16 protein-coding genes are annotated in these 17,792 nt (G+C 42.4%); 11 read left to right on the top strand and 5 right to left on the bottom strand.

The genetic code is table 11. The features are described from left to right. The first annotated feature begins 9 nt into the window (after positions 1-9). The 4 genes from BMX84_RS01085 (at position 10) to BMX84_RS01100 (ending at position 5,045) form a co-directional block, all read left to right on the top strand. Positions 10-831 (top strand): carbohydrate ABC transporter permease, encoded by an 822-nt coding sequence (locus tag BMX84_RS01085; RefSeq protein ID WP_091486198.1) that lies wholly within the window; start codon positions 10-12, stop codon positions 829-831. Positions 832-926: 95 nt separating this feature from the next. Beyond that, positions 927-2,387: a sulfatase family protein gene (locus BMX84_RS01090; RefSeq protein WP_091486201.1), complete on the top strand. Its 1,461-nt coding sequence runs from the start codon at positions 927-929 to the stop codon at positions 2,385-2,387. Between the two features lie 72 nt (positions 2,388-2,459). Continuing rightward, complete coding sequence (locus tag BMX84_RS01095) at positions 2,460-3,401, top strand: LacI family DNA-binding transcriptional regulator (RefSeq protein WP_091486205.1); 942 nt, start codon at positions 2,460-2,462, stop codon at positions 3,399-3,401. Positions 3,402-3,419: 18 nt separating this feature from the next. Next, positions 3,420-5,045, top strand: coding sequence for a glycoside hydrolase family 13 protein (locus BMX84_RS01100; RefSeq protein ID WP_091486207.1), 1,626 nt, complete (start codon positions 3,420-3,422; stop codon positions 5,043-5,045). Positions 5,046-5,167: 122 nt separating this feature from the next. Here the strand turns inward: BMX84_RS01100 and BMX84_RS01105 are convergent, their stop codons facing one another. After that, positions 5,168-5,965 carry an aldo/keto reductase gene (locus tag BMX84_RS01105; RefSeq protein ID WP_091486210.1) on the bottom strand — a complete coding sequence of 266 codons (798 nt, stop codon included), beginning with the start codon at positions 5,963-5,965 and terminating at the stop codon, positions 5,168-5,170. Positions 5,966-6,404: 439 nt separating this feature from the next. Here BMX84_RS01105 and BMX84_RS01110 point away from each other — a divergent pair, with 439 nt between their 5' ends. Then, positions 6,405-6,974 carry a GNAT family N-acetyltransferase gene (locus BMX84_RS01110; RefSeq protein WP_091486213.1) on the top strand — a complete coding sequence of 190 codons (570 nt, stop codon included), beginning with the start codon at positions 6,405-6,407 and terminating at the stop codon, positions 6,972-6,974. A gap of 35 nt (positions 6,975-7,009) precedes the next feature. Here BMX84_RS01110 and BMX84_RS01115 read toward each other — a convergent pair whose 3' ends face one another. Both BMX84_RS01115 and BMX84_RS01120 read right to left on the bottom strand, forming a co-directional pair. Beyond that, positions 7,010-7,378 (bottom strand): ASCH domain-containing protein, encoded by a 369-nt coding sequence (locus BMX84_RS01115; protein WP_091486217.1) that lies wholly within the window; start codon positions 7,376-7,378, stop codon positions 7,010-7,012. Between the two features lie 241 nt (positions 7,379-7,619). Further along, complete coding sequence (locus BMX84_RS01120; RefSeq protein ID WP_091486219.1) at positions 7,620-8,858, bottom strand: aminopeptidase; 1,239 nt, start codon at positions 8,856-8,858, stop codon at positions 7,620-7,622. Positions 8,859-9,169: 311 nt separating this feature from the next. Here BMX84_RS01120 and BMX84_RS01125 point away from each other — a divergent pair, with 311 nt between their 5' ends. Next, complete coding sequence (locus BMX84_RS01125; protein WP_091486222.1) at positions 9,170-9,712, top strand: TetR/AcrR family transcriptional regulator; 543 nt, start codon at positions 9,170-9,172, stop codon at positions 9,710-9,712. A 67-nt stretch (positions 9,713-9,779) separates the two neighbouring features. On the opposite strand, the gene BMX84_RS01130 is transcribed toward BMX84_RS01125, so the two are convergent. Both BMX84_RS01130 and BMX84_RS01135 read right to left on the bottom strand, forming a co-directional pair. Further along, the gene (locus BMX84_RS01130) at positions 9,780-10,625 is read right to left on the bottom strand and encodes an aldo/keto reductase (protein WP_091486430.1); all 846 of its coding nucleotides are present in this window, start codon (positions 10,623-10,625) and stop codon (positions 9,780-9,782) included. Between the two features lie 186 nt (positions 10,626-10,811). After that, on the bottom strand, positions 10,812-11,264 hold the full coding sequence (locus BMX84_RS01135) for a flavodoxin (RefSeq protein WP_091486224.1): 453 nt from the start codon (positions 11,262-11,264) through the stop codon (positions 10,812-10,814). A gap of 242 nt (positions 11,265-11,506) precedes the next feature. Here BMX84_RS01135 and BMX84_RS01140 point away from each other — a divergent pair, with 242 nt between their 5' ends. The 5 genes from BMX84_RS01140 (at position 11,507) to BMX84_RS01160 (ending at position 17,733) form a co-directional block, all read left to right on the top strand. Beyond that, complete coding sequence (locus tag BMX84_RS01140; protein ID WP_091486227.1) at positions 11,507-12,457, top strand: 2-keto-3-deoxygluconate permease; 951 nt, start codon at positions 11,507-11,509, stop codon at positions 12,455-12,457. Between the two features lie 370 nt (positions 12,458-12,827). Next, on the top strand, positions 12,828-14,267 hold the full coding sequence (locus BMX84_RS01145) for a glycoside hydrolase family 1 protein (RefSeq protein ID WP_091486229.1): 1,440 nt from the start codon (positions 12,828-12,830) through the stop codon (positions 14,265-14,267). Positions 14,268-14,390: 123 nt separating this feature from the next. Beyond that, complete coding sequence (locus BMX84_RS01150) at positions 14,391-15,302, top strand: diacylglycerol/lipid kinase family protein (RefSeq protein ID WP_091486232.1); 912 nt, start codon at positions 14,391-14,393, stop codon at positions 15,300-15,302. 250 nt (positions 15,303-15,552) lie between these two features. Further along, the gene (locus tag BMX84_RS01155; protein WP_091486235.1) at positions 15,553-16,170 is read left to right on the top strand and encodes a hypothetical protein; all 618 of its coding nucleotides are present in this window, start codon (positions 15,553-15,555) and stop codon (positions 16,168-16,170) included. A 651-nt stretch (positions 16,171-16,821) separates the two neighbouring features. Beyond that, positions 16,822-17,733: a nuclease-related domain-containing protein gene (locus BMX84_RS01160; protein WP_091486237.1), complete on the top strand. Its 912-nt coding sequence runs from the start codon at positions 16,822-16,824 to the stop codon at positions 17,731-17,733. Positions 17,734-17,792: the final 59 nt, after the last annotated feature.

Below are 17,792 nucleotides of genomic sequence, written 5' to 3' on the forward strand. Positions count from 1 at the left end.
GTAATTTAAATGATTAATGTTGATAAAAAGACAAAACTGGTAATTGGCATAGTATTGGCAGTTTGGGGAGCTATGACTATTGTTCCATTTTTCTGGATGATTCTGGCAGCTTTTAAAACAAATGCAGAAATTGTTGCTGTTGATCAGAACCTATTACCGGAACAATGGACATTCGAAAATTTTAGTATCTTATTTGAACGTTTGAACTTTGATGTTTACTTTATTAATACGGTCATTATCACCGTGTTAAGTTTCATTGGTTTGTTTTTAAACGCGATGGCAGGCTTTGCATTCGCCCATTATGATTTCAAAGGTAAAGAGTTCTTGTTTCTAATGGTACTTGCTACGATGATGATACCAGGGCAAGTAACGATGATACCGGTATATCTTATTCTGAATCAAATCGGCTTAACTAATACTTACTTGGGTATTGTTTTACCAAGCCTGACTAGTGCATTTGGTATTTTCCTGTTCAGACAATTCTTCTCAAGTATTTCAGAAGAGTTTTTTGAAGCTGCCCGGTTAGATGGAGCCAGTGAATTTTATGTTTTCTTTAGAGTTGCACTGCCGTTGTCCACTCCTATCTTGGCTGTACAAGGCATCCTTACGTTTATTGGGGGATGGAACTCATTCCTATGGCCATTGATCATAGCTAACGATCAAAGGTACTATACTTTATCTGTGGGACTTCAGTTACTTCAAGGACAACACGCTTCTAATCATGCGTTGCAGATGGCAGGAGCGGCCTTTATGGTAATTCCGATCTTAATTATATTTATCGCTCTACAGAAATACATTTTAACTGGCTTTGACATTTCTGGTGGAAAATAAATCTGCTAAAAGTTTAGAGAATAAATGAAATTAGAAAAACTCAGTAGAGCTGTCTTTACTGAGTTTTTTTAATAAAATGGAGGAAATCAAAAACTATGAAAATATTAATAATAGATGTGGATTCTCTCAGGCCTGACCATTTAGGATGTTACGGATACCATAGAAATACATCACCAAATATTGATGAGATCGCTGAAAAAGGTGTACGATTTACCAATTATTATACATCTGATGCACCCTGTATGCCTTCTAGAACGGCGCTCACTACGGGTAAAATGGGTATCCGTACAGGCCTTGTGAATCACGGGGGAAAAGCATCGAAAATGCGTGTGTCTGAGCAAAATCTGGATTTCAAGGATAACCTTGATTTGTATAGTTTTGCCGGTATCTTTAGACAAAAAGGAATGGATACAGCTCTGATCAGTACATTTGCAGAACGTCATTCAGCTTGGCATTTCAACGCTGGATGGCAGGAAGTATTGAACATTGGCAAGCTGGGTGAAGAAATTGCTTCAGATGTTACACCCATGGCACTTGAATGGTTAAAGAAAAAAGAAGGACAAGATGACTGGGTTTTGTATCTGAATTATTGGGATCCGCACACACCATATCGTACACCAGTTGATTATGGGGAACCATTTGGAAACGATCCTTTACCTGAGTGGCTGACGGAAGAAAAACTGCGCTCAGACAGGGAACTGGTCGGTCCACATTCAGCAAGAGAAGTGGATATGTTCTGGAACACTCCGATCGCAGGTTACCCGAGACATATATCAGAAATAAAAGACATGGAGGATATGCGTAAGCTTATTGACGGTTATGATACAGGTGTGCGTTACATGGATGATCATCTAGGGAAAGTCTTTCTAGAACTAAAAAGACAGAAGATATATGATGATGTACTGATCATAATCACTGGTGACCATGGAGAGAATTTAGGAGAGCTAGGAATTTATGCTGAGCACGGAACTGCAGATCAATACACCTGTAATATCCCAATGATCATAAAATATCCTGACTTAGTCGAAGGACATGTAGACAATGAACTTCACTACAGTTTGGATCTGCTACCCACATTGACTGACTTACTTGATGCTGAACCAAGTGATGACTGGGATGGGCAGTCTTTTGTATCCACGTTAACTGAGGGAATACCAAATGGACGAAACTCTCTTGTATTGAGTCAAAATGCACATGTATGTCAACGAAGCGTAAGGTTTGAAGATTGGCTATATATACGCACGTATCACGATGGTTATCATTTATTTGATAAACATCAGCTTTATAATCTCAAGGATGATCCTCATGAAACCAGGAATCTTGCTTCAGAGTATCCCGATATCGTTAAGGATGCGGTTGTTATTCTCATGGACTGGCATGATGATATGATGAGTAGAATGAATAAACCACATGATCCTATGTGGACCGTCCTTGAAGAAGGTGGACCCTACCATGCTAATGGTCATTTGGAAATGTATATAAATGAACGACTTATACCTACCGGAAGAATCGAAGCAGCAGAAAAATTAAAAGAGAGACACCTGAAAGAATTTTAATAAAGATCACAACTAAATGATAAATTTATAGTATAGTTAAAAGACAAGTATAAATTGGAAAAGGTGATTGTAATGGTAGGTATACGAGATATAGCAAATAAAGCTGAAGTGTCCATTTCCACTGTTTCTTACGCATTGAACGGTAGTCCCAGAGTAAGCGAAGCTACGAGAAAAAGGATCCTCGATATTGCTAATGAAATGAATTATATTCCTAATATGGCAGGACAGAATTTGAGAAGACAAAATACAAATATTATTGCAGTTTATTTATCTTCTTATCAGGGAACTTTTTATTCGGAGCTTTTAGAGAGTATGAATAAGCAAGCTAATGAACTTGGTCTGGAATTGATCGTTTGTTCAGGTCAACGTTCGCACTTGTTTCTACCTCAAAAGATGATCGATGGGATACTCGTTCTAGACATGACGTATTCTAACGAGGAACTGATCAAATATGCGAATATGGGTTATCCGATCGTGCTGTTGGACAGAGAGCTGAATCACGATAAGATCCGTTCCGTGCTTCTTAATAATAAATCAGGGACCAGAGAAGCGATGTATTCATTGATAGATAAAAAAGTGACCAAAATATTTGTCATATCTGGACCGGCTAACAACCACGATAGTGCCGAACGGACCAAAGCAGCTATTGACGTAGCAAATAAGTATAGTATTGATTATGAAATTATTGAAGGAAATTTTAATGAAAAATCTGGATATGAAGCAGCTGAAAGAATGACTATTGGAAAAAGTGAATGTGTGGGTATTTTTGCCTTAAATGACGAGATGGCATTAGGAGCATTTAATTACATTAAAGAAGATTCAAATATTTCAATAAATGATGTTTACATCCACGGTTTTGACAAAATTCAGGTTACTCAATATCTGAACCCGAGGATTCAAAGTGTATCTTACTCCAAAGAAGACTGGGGCCAGATTGCTGTTGAGACCCTTGATAAATTGATAAAAGGAACACCGGTAGAGAATCATATTATACCTACGTACTTTGAGAATTAGATATAGAGGAGATAAAGTATGACTTGGTGGAAAAACGCAGTAATGTATCAGATTTATCCTAGAAGTTTTCAGGATTCAAACGGAGATGGCATCGGAGATATACCCGGCATCATCAGTCGGCTTGATTACCTTCAAAAGCTTGGTGTGACGGGTATATGGTTAAGCCCAGTATACGATTCACCAAATGATGATAACGGTTATGATATAAGTAATTACAGAAAAATTCATCCTGACTTTGGAACCATGGCGGATATGGATAGACTTATAGAAGAAGCCAATAAAAGAAATATTAAACTGGTGATGGATTTGGTCGTTAACCATACATCTGATGAACATCGATGGTTTGAAGAGGCTTTAAAAGATGAAGAGAATAAATATAGAGATTACTATATTTGGAGAGATCCAGTAAATGGAAAGGAACCAAACGAGCTGGTGTCGATGTTCGGTGGATCCGCATGGGAATTCGATGAAGCATCAGGTCAATACTACCTGCATTTATACAGTAAGAAGCAGCCAGACTTGAACTGGGCGAACAGAGAAGTAAGGTTTGCAGTTTACGACATGATGAATTTCTGGCTGGACAAAGGTATTGGCGGTTTTCGCATGGATGTGATCGATCTTATTGGTAAAGATCCGGATAAAATGATTACAGGGAATGGGCCTAAACTCCATGAGTATTTAAAGGAGATGCATCAAGAAACACTTAAAGGAAGAGATGTCATGACTGTCGGAGAAACCTGGGGAGTTACGCCAGAAACTGCTCCTTTATTCGCTTCACCGGACAGAAAAGAACTTTCTATGGTCTTCCAGTTTGAACATTTAACCTTGGATGAGGAACCGGGGACCTCTAAATGGGACTTGCTGGATCTCGATTTCCTAAAATTAAAACAAGTGTTTAAGAAATGGCAGACAGAACTGCCTGATAAAACGTGGAACAGTTTATTCTGGAATAACCATGATACACCACGAATCGTATCGCGTTGGGGGAGTGATGGTAAATATAGAGAGAGCAGTGCAAAGATGTTTGCTATTTTACTTCACATGATGAAAGGGACGCCGTATATTTATCAAGGTGAAGAAATCGGGATGGTCAATCGTCCGATTAAAGATATTTCTCAAGCCGAAGATATTGAATCTATAAACCTTTATCATGAAAGAATAAAAAAAGGCTATACACACGAAGATGTGATCCACTCGATCAATGCTAAAGGAAGAGATAATGCCCGGACTCCGGTTCAATGGGATACAACGGACAACGCTGGATTTACAACAGGCAAACCATGGCTTGAAGTTAACACAAATTATAGTATTATAAACGTTGAGGATAATTTAAGACAGCCTGATTCGGTTTTTTACACATATAAGAAATTGATTCGGTTGAGGAAAGAAAATAAAGTAGTAATTTATGGAGAATTCACAATGCTTTTAGAAAATCATCCACAGTTGTTTGCTTATGAGCGGTCCTATAAAGGAGAAGTATGGATAGTCGTGGCTAACTTCAGTGATCAACCATGCCAAGCTTCCTTATATAAAGAAAGAACAGAATTCGAACTCATACTTTCTTCAACAGATAAAGAAACGTATGACCTAAATGATTTACTTTTAGCCCCATACGAAGCGTTTATTGTTAAAAAAAAAGAGTAGAAGTCAGAATGCTTTAGCATTTTTTGAGCTAGATGATTAAAAATCTATTAAACTATTTAGATAATTACGTTTATATAAAAAAGCCGGTTCCCCGATTTAATGGGACCGGCTTTTAACTTACCTTAGATCAACTCATTGACTTCCTTGATCTCGTCCTCTGTTAATGTAAAGTCGAAAAGGTCGGCATTGTCTCTGATATGTTCTTTGTTTCCTGAACGGGGGATAGGGATCGTACCGACTTCGATGGTCCAGCGCAAAGCGATCTGTTCGGGTGTTTTGTGATACTTTTTCGCCAGTTTCCTGATCACGTCACTGTCAAGCTTTCCTCTTTTGATCGGGGAATAAGCCATGATGAAGATGTTTCGGCTTTCACAGTACTCTTTCGTTTCCCAGTCGATAGTTCCCGGCGCGAACTTGACCTGATTGATGACGGGCTTGACCGCTGCATTTTCCAGTAATGGCCCAAGATTATCCGGTGTAAAATTGGATACGCCGATCGATTTGACTTTTCCGGATTCAAGGACCGCTTCCAATCCTTTCCAGGTATCTATATTGACAGCGTCGTCATCGTCCGGGGCATGTATGATAAGTAAATCAAGATAATCGAGATTCAATCTCTCAAGACTTTCTTCTAAGGATGTTCTAACACCCTCCACACTCATATCTTCACGTTCTACTTTAGTCAGCACGAACAGATCTTCACGCTTGATTGACTCGTTAAGCGCGGTATGGATGCCTTTGCCCACGTCCGTTTCATTGCCGTAATTGGGAGACGTATCAACAAAACGATAACCCTGTTCCAGTGCATAAGCGACGGATTCTTCAGCTTCCCGCCCTTTCAGCCCGGCTGTCCCGAACCCCATCAAAGGTATCCTATAGCCATCATTCAGTTTTAAAGAATCGGTAAATGACTTGCCCATATTCAGTAAACCTCCTTGGTTAGATAGTTTAAGTTTAATGAAAACGATATCAATTTTCAAAGTTTAAGCCCTGAATACGTGTAAGCATCAGCATTTACAAAGGCGTATGAAGTGACCGGAAAGAGGAACAGGTCTTTTTTTAAAAGAATAAAGGACTAGGAGATGTCTGAAAATTAACTGAGCATACTGATTCCAGACAAAATGATAAGTACTTGATTATAGAAAGGCGGCTTCGTAAATTAATAGCATGCAGAAAAGACTTTGGATATATGTTTTCCCGATCGATTTGACTTTCGGACAAAATAGGCGCAGACTCACGGTGATGTGACCAGTGACCTGGCAGGCGATGGATGGTAAGAAAATTGAAGTAAAGGAAGCTATATACTATTGAACCAGCTAACATAACCGGAACCATTCCTTTAAGGAGGCGATCGATCATATGCATCTAACACCTATTGCATATCTTGAAAATAAATATATTAGAAATATGAAACGGCTCAACAAACAGGCTTTTCTTAAAAGTGAACGCATTCCTTTCGACAAGCTCATGGATCTATCCAACTCGAATAATTTTGACTTTCTGGCGATCAAAAATGGCGAAACGTTTATAGGGCATTATCTCATAGCTAAAAACCCGGACACTGTTTACATCTTTTTCTTTGCGGTCACTAAGAAGCAGCGTTCAAAAGGATACGGCAGACAAATTATCGATGCAATAAAGGAATATTATCCGCACCAGCAGATCGTTCTAGATATGGTGGAAGTGGATGAAGCTGAACCGCATGCCGGTCAACTGAAAACGAAAAGAGGATTTTACAAACAGAACGGATTTCATGAAACAGGATATGACCTTTCATATGCTGGGATGAAGTTTGAACTGCTATGCAGTAAAAAAGCTTTTGATAAAGACAGTTTTTTGGCTTTGCTAACTGAGATAAAGCCGATAATCAATACGATCAAACCGGAAACGTTCGAACCCGAACTTTCAGTAAAACTATCCGAAAAATAAACAAAAAAGCTGCCCGCCAAGGCAGCTTTTTCTGATCAGTCAGTTTCATGCTTCTCGATGGTGATGGCGAGCGTTCCCCATTCCTGTTCTTTTTCAGGAGAGTAGATCGTGTACGTTTTTTCCAGCATCTCTTCAAGAGATGAGTCCGTGGATCCCATCGCTTCTTTTGGAATGGCTTGATACATTTCTTTAAAGGTAGGGAAGCGTGTCAGGTCTTTGATGCGTACGGTCACGTCTTCAAGGGGATTGGTCAACTTGTTGAAAGTGATCAGATCACCGATTTTGAGATTGCGACGTTTTCGGTCATACAAACGAACCTCGACGATTTTTTCACCGGAAGCAACTAATTCAAAAGGCCGGTCATAAAGCCCCATAAAGTAATGCATGCAGATTATTCCTTTCATAAAAAATTCCCCTAAAGAAGTCAGGGGAATTTTTCAGCGTTAAGTTTTTAATGTCTTGTACGAATCTAGTGTGAAGAGATTCGCGCCAGTACCCGTGTCTAGTCATTTAAGTTTGACACCGGCGATAGGACACCACGGTCGCTTTGCTCCCCTGGTACTGTTCTCCTACGCATGAAACATGCTAGGGGAACAGCAATTTTTCGTGAGTGTCAACCGAACTTAAATTACTTTTCTTTCCTTTTTACGCCCAGGCGCCTTTACGGAAGACTGGGACACGGGAGCCGTCTTCACGGATGCCGTCGATGTCCATCTGGTCGGAACCGATCATGAAGTCGACGTGAACGTCAGAACGGTTCAAGCCCGCTTCTTTCAATTCGTCTTCAGACATTTCTGTTCCGCCTTCCAGGTTGAATGCGTAAGCAGAACCCAGAGCCAGATGGTTTGAAGCATTCTCGTCAAATAAAGTATTGAAGAAAGTCAAACCAGACTGTGAGATAGGGGAGGCATCAGGGACTAAAGCCACTTCGCCTAAACGTGCAGCACCTTCGTCGGTTTTGATCAATTCCTTGATGACGTCTTCACCTTTTTCAGCTTTAACGTCAACGACTTTACCGTCTTTGAAGTGGAACTCCATGCCTTCGATGATATTGCCGGCATAACTTAAAGGCTTGGTCGATACAACGACACCGTCGACACGGTTGGCGTCTGGTGCACTGAAGACTTCTTCAGTCGGCATGTTGGCCATGAAGCGTTCGCCGCGCGCGTTCAAGCTTCCGGCACCTTCCCATCGGTGCCCTTTAGGCAAGCCGACGGTCAGGTCTGTTCCTGGAGCAGCGTAGTGCAATGCAACGAACTGTTCTTTGTTCAATTCGTCAGCTTTAGATTCAAGAGTTTTGTCCTTGTTTTCCCAAGTGGAAACAGGATCTTCGTCATACAAGTGGATCGCCTTGAAGATAGCATCCCATAAGGCATCGACACGTTCTTCAGCTGTATCGAGTTCTGGGAAGACTTTCTCTGCCCATTTTTCTCCTGAGGCAGCAGCAACGACCCAGCTGACTTTATTTGACTGAGTGGCTTTACGCATAGCAGAAAAGGCCTTGCCTCTTGCTTTTTGAGCAGCAGCGATCTTCTTGTTGTCCAGTCCTTTTAATGAATCCGGGTCAGATGAACGCACGCTGATACGGCTGGCACCTTTTTCAATGTGATCTAAAGATTCGTCGACTTTGTACTGTTCAACCGTAGCCACGACGTCTTCAGGGGCAAGTTTGAAAGTAGAACGAGTGACTTGATCGTCTGTCCACTTCACGATCACTTCTTTGGCGCCTCTTTCATAAGCCGCTTCAGTGATCAAACGAGCCAGGGGAGCCTGATCCACATCGACGCTCAATACAACTGTGTGTCCATCAGTAACATTGACACCTGTTGAGACAAGCAGGTCAGCATATTTTTTCAAGTTTTCTTCGAAATTAGGTAATACCATTAGTTTTCCTCCTACGATTTATCATTACTTTATAATATTAGCACAGATGACAGCATGTCACAATCAGGAAAATTCATCAAATTTTAATACTCACTATTTTTTAAACTGACAGGATGAACGGGATTGTTTGTTTTTTACAAAGATAGTCAGTTTTCACAATCTATGTAAGCGTTAGTATATGAACATCTTTTTGAACCCTTTCTTGAATTTGTTCAACATGTTATACTATTAGCCATAGCGCTAGTATTAGTTTATTATGATACTAGTATATAAGTAAGGAAGTGAAGGATGTGCCCCGCAAAAGGAAAATTATGAAAGAACATATTCTGGAAGCTGCTTTAGAACTAATGAAAGATGAAGGGTTTGAGAATTTTACCGCAAGACGCATTGCCGAATACTTGAATGCTTCAACTCAGCCTATCTATAAAGAGTTTCAGAATATGGATGATCTGAGAGAAAATTTGCTTGAATATGTAAAAGAGATCATTCACGAGAACATATTTAAAGTGACGACCGATAATGGAAATTTGATCGATGTCTGTGCCAACTATATACGTTTTGCCAAAGAAGAGGGGACGTTGTTCTGCGCTTTATTTATGGGTAGAGACCGCCCGGCCCGTACATTACACGAGTGTGCTTTGAATTCATTGAATGATCTGATGAAACAGATGAATGAGCTTGATGATTATGAGGAAAGAAAAGCTTTTCTGGATATTGTCTGGCCGTCGATCCACGGCACAGCTGTGCTGACCGCACAGGGTCAGTTCGATTTTGACGATAAAACGATCGATGAAAAAGCTCATCATATCGTGACGCATTCGCTGGCTGTCTGGAAAGAATCAAAAGTAGCCTAGAGAACCACAATTAGAAAAGACTTGACTAAGAGGTGTGAAACCTTTTAGTCAAGTCTTTTTGCATTCTTTAAAAGGTGATGGTGTCGGGATCCGTGGCTGAACCGGCTCGACCGGTCATGCCGTCGATGATCTTCATGTCTGCGTCGCTGATTTCAAAATCAAAAATATCTGCGTTCTCCCAGACGCGTTCTTTCGTGACGGTCTTAGGCAGCGGCAGGAAATCGTGCTGCAGGCTCCAGCGCAGGACCAGCTGGGCGATGGACTTATCATACTTTTCAGCCAGATCTTTCAGCACATCGATGTCGAAAATCTTCCCTGTGCCCAGCGGGCTGTATGCCTCATTGATGATATTGTGCTCAGTATTGTATTTGACCACTTCCGGTTGCATTTCACTTGGATTGAGCAGGATCTGGTTCACTGCCGGCTTGATGTTCGCCGTTTCAAGTAAGGCATCCAGATGATGGGGCTGGAAGTTGGATACACCAAGCGTTTTGACTTTACCTTTGGCCACGAATTCCTCCATGGCTTTCCAGCTTTCTGCGTTCGCTTCTTTCCAGTTATCACGGAAGTATTTAGGATTCGGCCAGTGGATCAGGACAAGATCGATGTAATCCGTATCCAGTTTATTCAGCGAGTCGTTCAAGGCTTCCACGGTATTGTCGTAGCCGTGTTTCTTATTATGCAGTTTGGTCGTCAGGAAAATCTCTTCCCGCTTCACACCGCTTTCCTTGATGGCTTCGCCAACTTCTTCTTCGTTATTGTAGCCCTGGGCTGTATCGATATGACGATAACCGGCTTCCAAAGCCCAAAGGACAGACTGTTTGGCTTCATTGTCTTTGGCCTGCCAGGTCCCGAAACCGACTTTTGGAATGGTCAATCCGTTGTTCATCTGATACCCATCTGTTAATGACATGTGTGCATTCCCACTTTCAACAGTATTTTTTTCTTCTATCAAAAGTATAGCGATAGAAGAAAGCGAATGCCAATATAAGTACTCAAAAAAAGCAGTGAAAGAGGGAGTCGTCACTCAACAATACACAATTGCCGGTGACAAGCATCCTTCATTCACTGCTCGTTTTTCATTTTATTAACCCGGACTCTACTGATTCTCGTAAGCACTGATCAGTTTAGATGCAAGGGCCTTGAGGTTTTCAATGTCTTCATCTTCGGGATTCAAGTTTACTTTTACGTTTTCGGCTCCTTTAGTGGCACCCGTCTTTTCAAACTGCTCGTCAAAGTCATCGACCGATTTACAGTACTTTTCATAAAATGTATCGCCAGAACCAAAGTTACCGTAAATCTTTCCTGTCAAATCGACATCCTCGAGTTCTTCATAGAAGTCAACGATTTCATCCGGCAAATCTGCATCCGTTCCATAGGTGTAAGTACCAACGACTGTGATGTCGACATTTTTAAAGTCTTCCGGATCAGCAAAAACACTTTCGACGAGTTCAACTTCGGCTCCCAGTTCCTGGAAAGCTTCTACTAATATCTCCGCGCATTCTTCAGTATTCCCTGTCAGACTTGCATAAACGATCATTACACTAGGCATAGCTTGATATCCTTCTTTCTCTATATAATATGATTGCTCATTTCAAAGTAAAGCTTGTCTAAAAAAGAATACCATTTAAATGTATAAGATTCAACGGAGGACACAGATACAAATCATAGAAATTAAAAGAATAATAGTGTAATCAGCTTATAAAAACAGGTATACTAGTAAATATAGAAGGTTTTTCTTAATGTAACGACAGACGTTCATTGTAGAACAAACAAAGTTTAGGAGAATGTTTTATGTTAGCAAAAATCCGCCGCATCCCGGCCGGAACGTTTTTAGTGCCGCTCATTTTGAGTATGATCACCTACACGATCTGGCCAGATCTGTTTATGATCGGGGGATTGACACAAGCGCTGTTTTCTGGCCAGAGTGTCGGATTCATTGCAGCCATCCTGACCTTTTTCTCAGGCACATTGATCGATGTCAAGCAGCTGGGTAATCTGATCAAACGTCAAGGGCTCCTGTTTCTCTATAAAGCGTTCTTCAGCATGCTTCTGGCCTGGGGATATATCCTCTTGTTTGGGCAGGAAGGGATCCTGGGCATCAGCGGACTGGCGTTTGCCTCCACGATCACCAGTGTGAATACAGCGATCTATCTGCTCACTGCAAAAAGTTACGGCACCAAACTGGACACAGGGGCATATGGCTTGTTCGGGATATTGAGTCTGCCGGTGCTGCCGATCATTTTATACAGTCTGCTGTACTCGGGTGGAGGTTCGGCTATCGATCTGACTCCGGTGTTTTCTATCCTGATCCCTTTGATTTTAGGCGTGATCCTGGGGAACCTGGACGAGGATTTCACAGAATTGTTTGCTCCCGGAATCAGTGCCATCCTGCCGTTTCTCGGCTGGAATGTCGGTCAGGGCGTCAATCTGATCGAGGCGATCCGTTCAGGGTTGCCCGGACTGCTGCTGACGGCCTTTTTCATTCTGACCATGTCGACACTGATCATTCTGGATAAAAACATACTGAAAAATGACGGATTATATGGGATGGCACTGATGACCGTTGCAGGTCTATCGACATCATCACCCGCCATCGTGGCTGCAACGTTCCCGCAAGTTGAGCAATACGTGTCAGGGGCAACGACCCAGGTTCTTCTGGTCTCAGTCCTGACGAGTGTCGGTATGCCGATCATCATCGCCAGAGTCGCACGCAGGATGAACAAGAAGACCAATCGCTTGTAAGTGATAAAAGTAAAACGACCCGCTTTGACCCTGCGAAAAATTGCTGTGAAACTTACATGTCTCATGTTTAGTTTCACAGTACCAGGGGAGCATAGCGACCGTGGTTACCTTTTAATCTGTAGCAATGTTCCTTGGCAGTCACATTGTATTGAGGCTCTAGGAAATAATTAAGAGCCTCAACAAATGAGCAGCTTGCGCGCAATTGCCATGATTGTTGTGGCTTCAGCCACTTACAAGCATAGTATGCGAGAGGCTGTTACGTAGCTGGGTACAGTCATCTTTTTTCGCACGTGGTCAGGGTCGTTTTGCTGGATAAATAGTTTTAATTATATTTTTCAAAATATAAAAAATCAGATTTAGGAGTGAGTCAATGTTTCATAAAGAACACGATGCCTTCCCGAAAGACTTTTTATGGGGATCTGCATCAGCTGCCTATCAAGTCGAAGGCGCAATGAGTGAAGACGGCAAAGGAGAATCTGTCTGGGACCGATTCGTCAAGATCCCGGGAAAGACCTTTAAAGGAACGACAGGTGAAGTGGCTGTCGATCATTATCACCGCTACAAAGAAGACGTCAGACTGATGGCGGAGCAGGGACTGAAAGCTTACCGCTTTTCGATCGCATGGTCACGCATCATCCCGGACGGTGACGGAGAAGTCAATGAAAAAGGGCTTGAATTTTACGACAACCTGATCGACGAGCTGCTGAAATATGATATCGAACCCGTTGTGACTTTGTACCACTGGGATATCCCGCAGGCTCTGCAGGATAAATACCAGGGCTGGGAAAGCCGTCAGGTCATTGAAGACTTTACGCGCTATGCCGAAATTTTGTTCAAGCGCTACAACGACAAAGTAAACTACTGGGTCAGCTTGAATGAACAGAACATCTTCATCATGCTGGGCTACCGTATGGCGGCCCATCCACCGAATGTCACCGATGAAAAACGTATGTATGCGGCCAATCATATCGCCCATCTCGCTAACGCATCAGTCATCAAGCGTTTCAGAGAACTGGGTATGAAAGGGAAGATCGGTCCGAGTTTCGCCTACGGTCCGACGTATGCTTTAGACAGTCATCCGTTGAACCAGCTGGCTGCTGAAAATAATGAAGAGTTCAATGCTCACTTGTGGATGGACATCTATGTGCGCGGTGAGTATCCGTCTGTGGTCTGGAAGTATCTCGAGCGCCATGATCTGGCTCCAGAGATAAAACCAGGGGACACAGAACTTCTAAAAGCCGGCAAACCGGACTTCATGGGACTCAACTATTATCAGACCGCCACTGTGGAAGCGAATCCTTTAGACGGTGTGGGTGCGGGTAAAATCAACACGACCGGTAAAAAAGGAACGAGTGAAGCGAGCGGTTTACCGGGACTTTATAAGTCTGCCAAAAATCCGTTCATCGAAAAAACGGACTGGGACTGGGACATCGATCCGACCGGCCTGCGTGTGGCCATGCGCCGCATCAACAGCCGCTACCAGCTGCCTATTTTGATCACAGAAAACGGCCTGGGTGCGTATGATGACCTGGAAGAAGACGGGTCGATCCACGATGATTACCGTATCGACTTTTTGAGAAATCATGTCAAGGCGATCCAGGAAGCCATAACGGACGGTGTCGAGGTCTTAGGTTACTGCACATGGAGCTATACCGATCTCTTGAGCTGGATGAATGGCTATCAGAAGCGCTACGGTTTCGTTTATGTGGACCGCGAAGAACTGGATGAGAAGGAACTTAAACGCTACAAGAAAGACAGTTACTTCTGGTACAAGAAAGTGATCGAAACGAACGGTCAGGAACTGGACTGAGTGTTTTAATATAGAAGAAATGGAAATGGTCTCGGGGCTCTCGAGACCATTTTTTCGCATATCGAGGGACTTTACAGTAAAATAGTAAGAGTAAAAGATGTTTACATAAAGGAGACTGGTGATATGACTAAAGCTGTAGTGATCGTGAATCCGTCGAGCGGGCGGGCCGAGGGTGAAGAATATGGTCCAAAAGCTCAGACTGAACTTGAAAAAATGTACGATGAAGTGGAACTGAGATGGACGGAAAAAGAAGGCGACGCCACCGACTTTGCCCGGGAAGCCGCGCGTGAACATGTGGATGCGATCTATGCTTTAGGGGGAGACGGCACCGTAAACGAATGTGTGAACGGGATCGCACCTGAAGACCATCGGCCGCCTTTCGGGTTTATCCCGCTGGGTACCGTCAATGACCTGGGACGCGTGTTAGGCATTCCGATGAATCCGGACAAAGCAGTGAAACAGTTGACGAACCGCCGGAAAAAAGCCATCGATATCGGCAAGATCAATCAGAAGTATTTTGTCGATATCGTTGCCATCGGGTCGATCCCGGAAGCCGTTCACTCCGTCCCCGTGGAGGAAAAAACCAAACTCGGTCCCTTTGCCTATATCATGGAAGGCCTCAAAGCCTTGTCTGAAAAGGAAGTCTACCCGTTTGCCTTCGATATCGAAGGGAAAGTATCTGAAGTGAATTCCTTTTTGGTGGTCATTGCTTTGACCAACTCAGTGGCCGGTATTCCGACCATGATCCCGGAGGCCAGCGAAGATGACGGCTATCTGCATCTGCTGGCAGTGAAAGCAGACAATTTTGCCCAGCAGGTGAATCTTGTGCCGAAGATATTTGCCGGAAAAATACCTGAAGATGATGAGATCTTCTACCGCAAGTTTACAGAAGCAGAAATCTCTCTTACGGATGAGAAAAAGTACGAATCCGTCATCACCAATGTCGACGGCGATGAAGGCGATCATCTGCCGATAAAACTGAAAGTATTCAAGCAGCATATGCAAGTCTTTGTACCTGACAATGCGGACGAATAGTTGTATACTCTAGGTGAGAACTAGGGAATAGCTTCAAACCCAGCCCTGGTTCCTGAAGCAGCTTTCTTACCAGACGGACCGTCCTCTTATTAAAATTCACTGTTCACAGAAAAATCAAACCTTTTTCCTCAATTGAATACACTTTACCCCTATGCTAGAATAGGAGAGGAAAATAGTTAAGATAAGAATTCAACGAACACGACAAATTTTGATAATGAGCGAAGAAAATCAATCAAGAGGACGGTCTTTTATGGCAAAAACGAAAGTCAGAGAAATACTGCAGTCAAATGATACACCGAAAGAAAAATTTGAATACCTGTGGGGATACTATCGCTGGCACGTGATCATTCTCGTGTCAGGGATATTTTTTGCGGGCTATTTATTCGTCGACTGGATGAACCGGCCGATCACCGCTTTCCACGTGACTGTGCTGGCACCTGAAGTGGATACCGAAGAAGAGAACCAGCTGACAGAGGACCTTAATCAGCTCATACAGCATGAAGGACGCAACGAAAAAGCATACGCCTCGTTTACGCCTCATGGTCAGCTTGCCGAGCGGTTCACCGCCCAGCTGACGGCTGCTGAATATGATGTCATCTTAATGGACGAACCGGCCTTCAGAGAGTATGCCGACTTTGGCACCATGCAGGAGTTCCGTCTGAGCGGCTTGGATGAAGAAGACTACTATCAGCCGGATGTCTATGACGATCCGATGGCAGTTGATTCAAGCCATTTTGATATATTCAACCAGTATGAAACCACATCTGACATGGTCGTCATGATCCCTGAAAACAGTCGGCGCCGCGACGCCATCACAACCTTTTTCGAAACCCAGGGTTATGACATCGAATTCATCGACAACGACTAAACATAAAGTAGAAAGCCTTCGACTCTGGTCGAAGGCTTCTTTTTTTGTCTTGAGGTGCAGGGAGGACGAAACTGGCCCGGCCAGTTTCACCATTATAAGATTTTAATGTGGAACATACGCGCTTGTTGGCGCGTATGGGCATATTAGAGAGCGGATTTGCGGTTTTTTCATACGGTTTGGCTTATTCAGATATGGAGGAGTAAAAATGTAGTCTAGAATTGGAGGGTTCGGTAAGTTAGATACGACCTAAGCAATCAACTTGTCGAAGTTCACGTTATTCGGTAAGTAGCTGGTGGAACTGATGATCTAATTACCGAAGTAGGTGTGCCTTCGACACTTTGGAATTAAATAATGCAACCTACTTACCGAATTGAAGCTTCTTCGGTAAGTAGATTGAGTTTACAAAATCCTAACTACCGAACCCTGCCTAACTTCGACATTTAGAAAGGAATCGAAACGACGTACTTACCGAAGTTATCCTAATTCAGTACTTAGGAAATGAGTAATTGATCCTACTTGTCGAACCTTGCCTCAACAAACAACTATAGTCAGTAAAGTGATCAGTATTTAAAATATCTAACCGATATTCTGAATAATTTTCATGATTATTTAATTTATTTGACAATATCTATAGTACGGGAGGGATGGAAAATGTTACTAAAACAAAGAGAGAAGTCGAAAATTCATTTAGGTCTGCTTGCACTAGATAAACGAATGGTGCTGGAGGATACCGATCGCAATTACTTGTTAAATCTTGAAAGAGGTTATAAGGGAGAAGAATTGTTTGACGACTATGTCAAACAATATCTGACTAAGGAAGTTATTGTATTAAATGATTTGCTGCTCACCAGCAGAGGAAGTTCGTTCCAGGTGGACAGTGTGATCATCACCTCGGATACACTCTATATGTATGAAATAAAGAACTATAAAGGAAATTACCAGATGAATGCAGGACAAATAGTGACGCTCACTGGTCAAGAGATCAATAACCCGGTGAATCAAATCAACCGGGCAAAAACATTAATGAAACAGATGGTGAAAGATTTTGGGTATGGAATAAAAGTGGATGCTTCAGTGATATTCGTGAATCCGACTTTTTATTTATATGACGCTAAAACGACCGTCTCTTTTATCTATCCTAACCAGATCGAGAAACACTTTAATGATATGAACAACCGCCTGACTCCATTAACAAAAGAGCAGCAATATTTGGCACAAAAGCTGATACAGGAAAATAGAGAGTCGGTACCCTATCAGAAAGAACTGCCGGATTTTGAATACAGTAAATTGAAGAAGACTATATACTGCAGTTTATGTGGAAAGGATCGTTTGAGGGTCACTCGAAAAAGAAGCTATTGTACAACTTGTCAACATCAGCAGGGACTGGAGAAGACGATACTAGAGCATATCGCAGAGTTCAAACTGTTGTTTCCTAATGAAAAAGTGACGGTACAGATCCTGTATGACTGGTGCGGTGGAAAAGCGAGTCCGCGTCGACTCAGAAAAGTCTGCGGCACACATTACAAGAAAATAGGAACAACAAGTAACAGTTACTACGATTAAACTAAAATCTGACAGCCTTCGACTTCACGGTCGAAGGCTTTTTTATGAAATTTTAAAGG

The sequence above is a fragment of the Alkalibacterium putridalgicola genome (assembly GCF_900109825.1).
GTDB classification, from domain to species: domain Bacteria; phylum Bacillota; class Bacilli; order Lactobacillales; family Carnobacteriaceae_A; genus Alkalibacterium; species Alkalibacterium putridalgicola.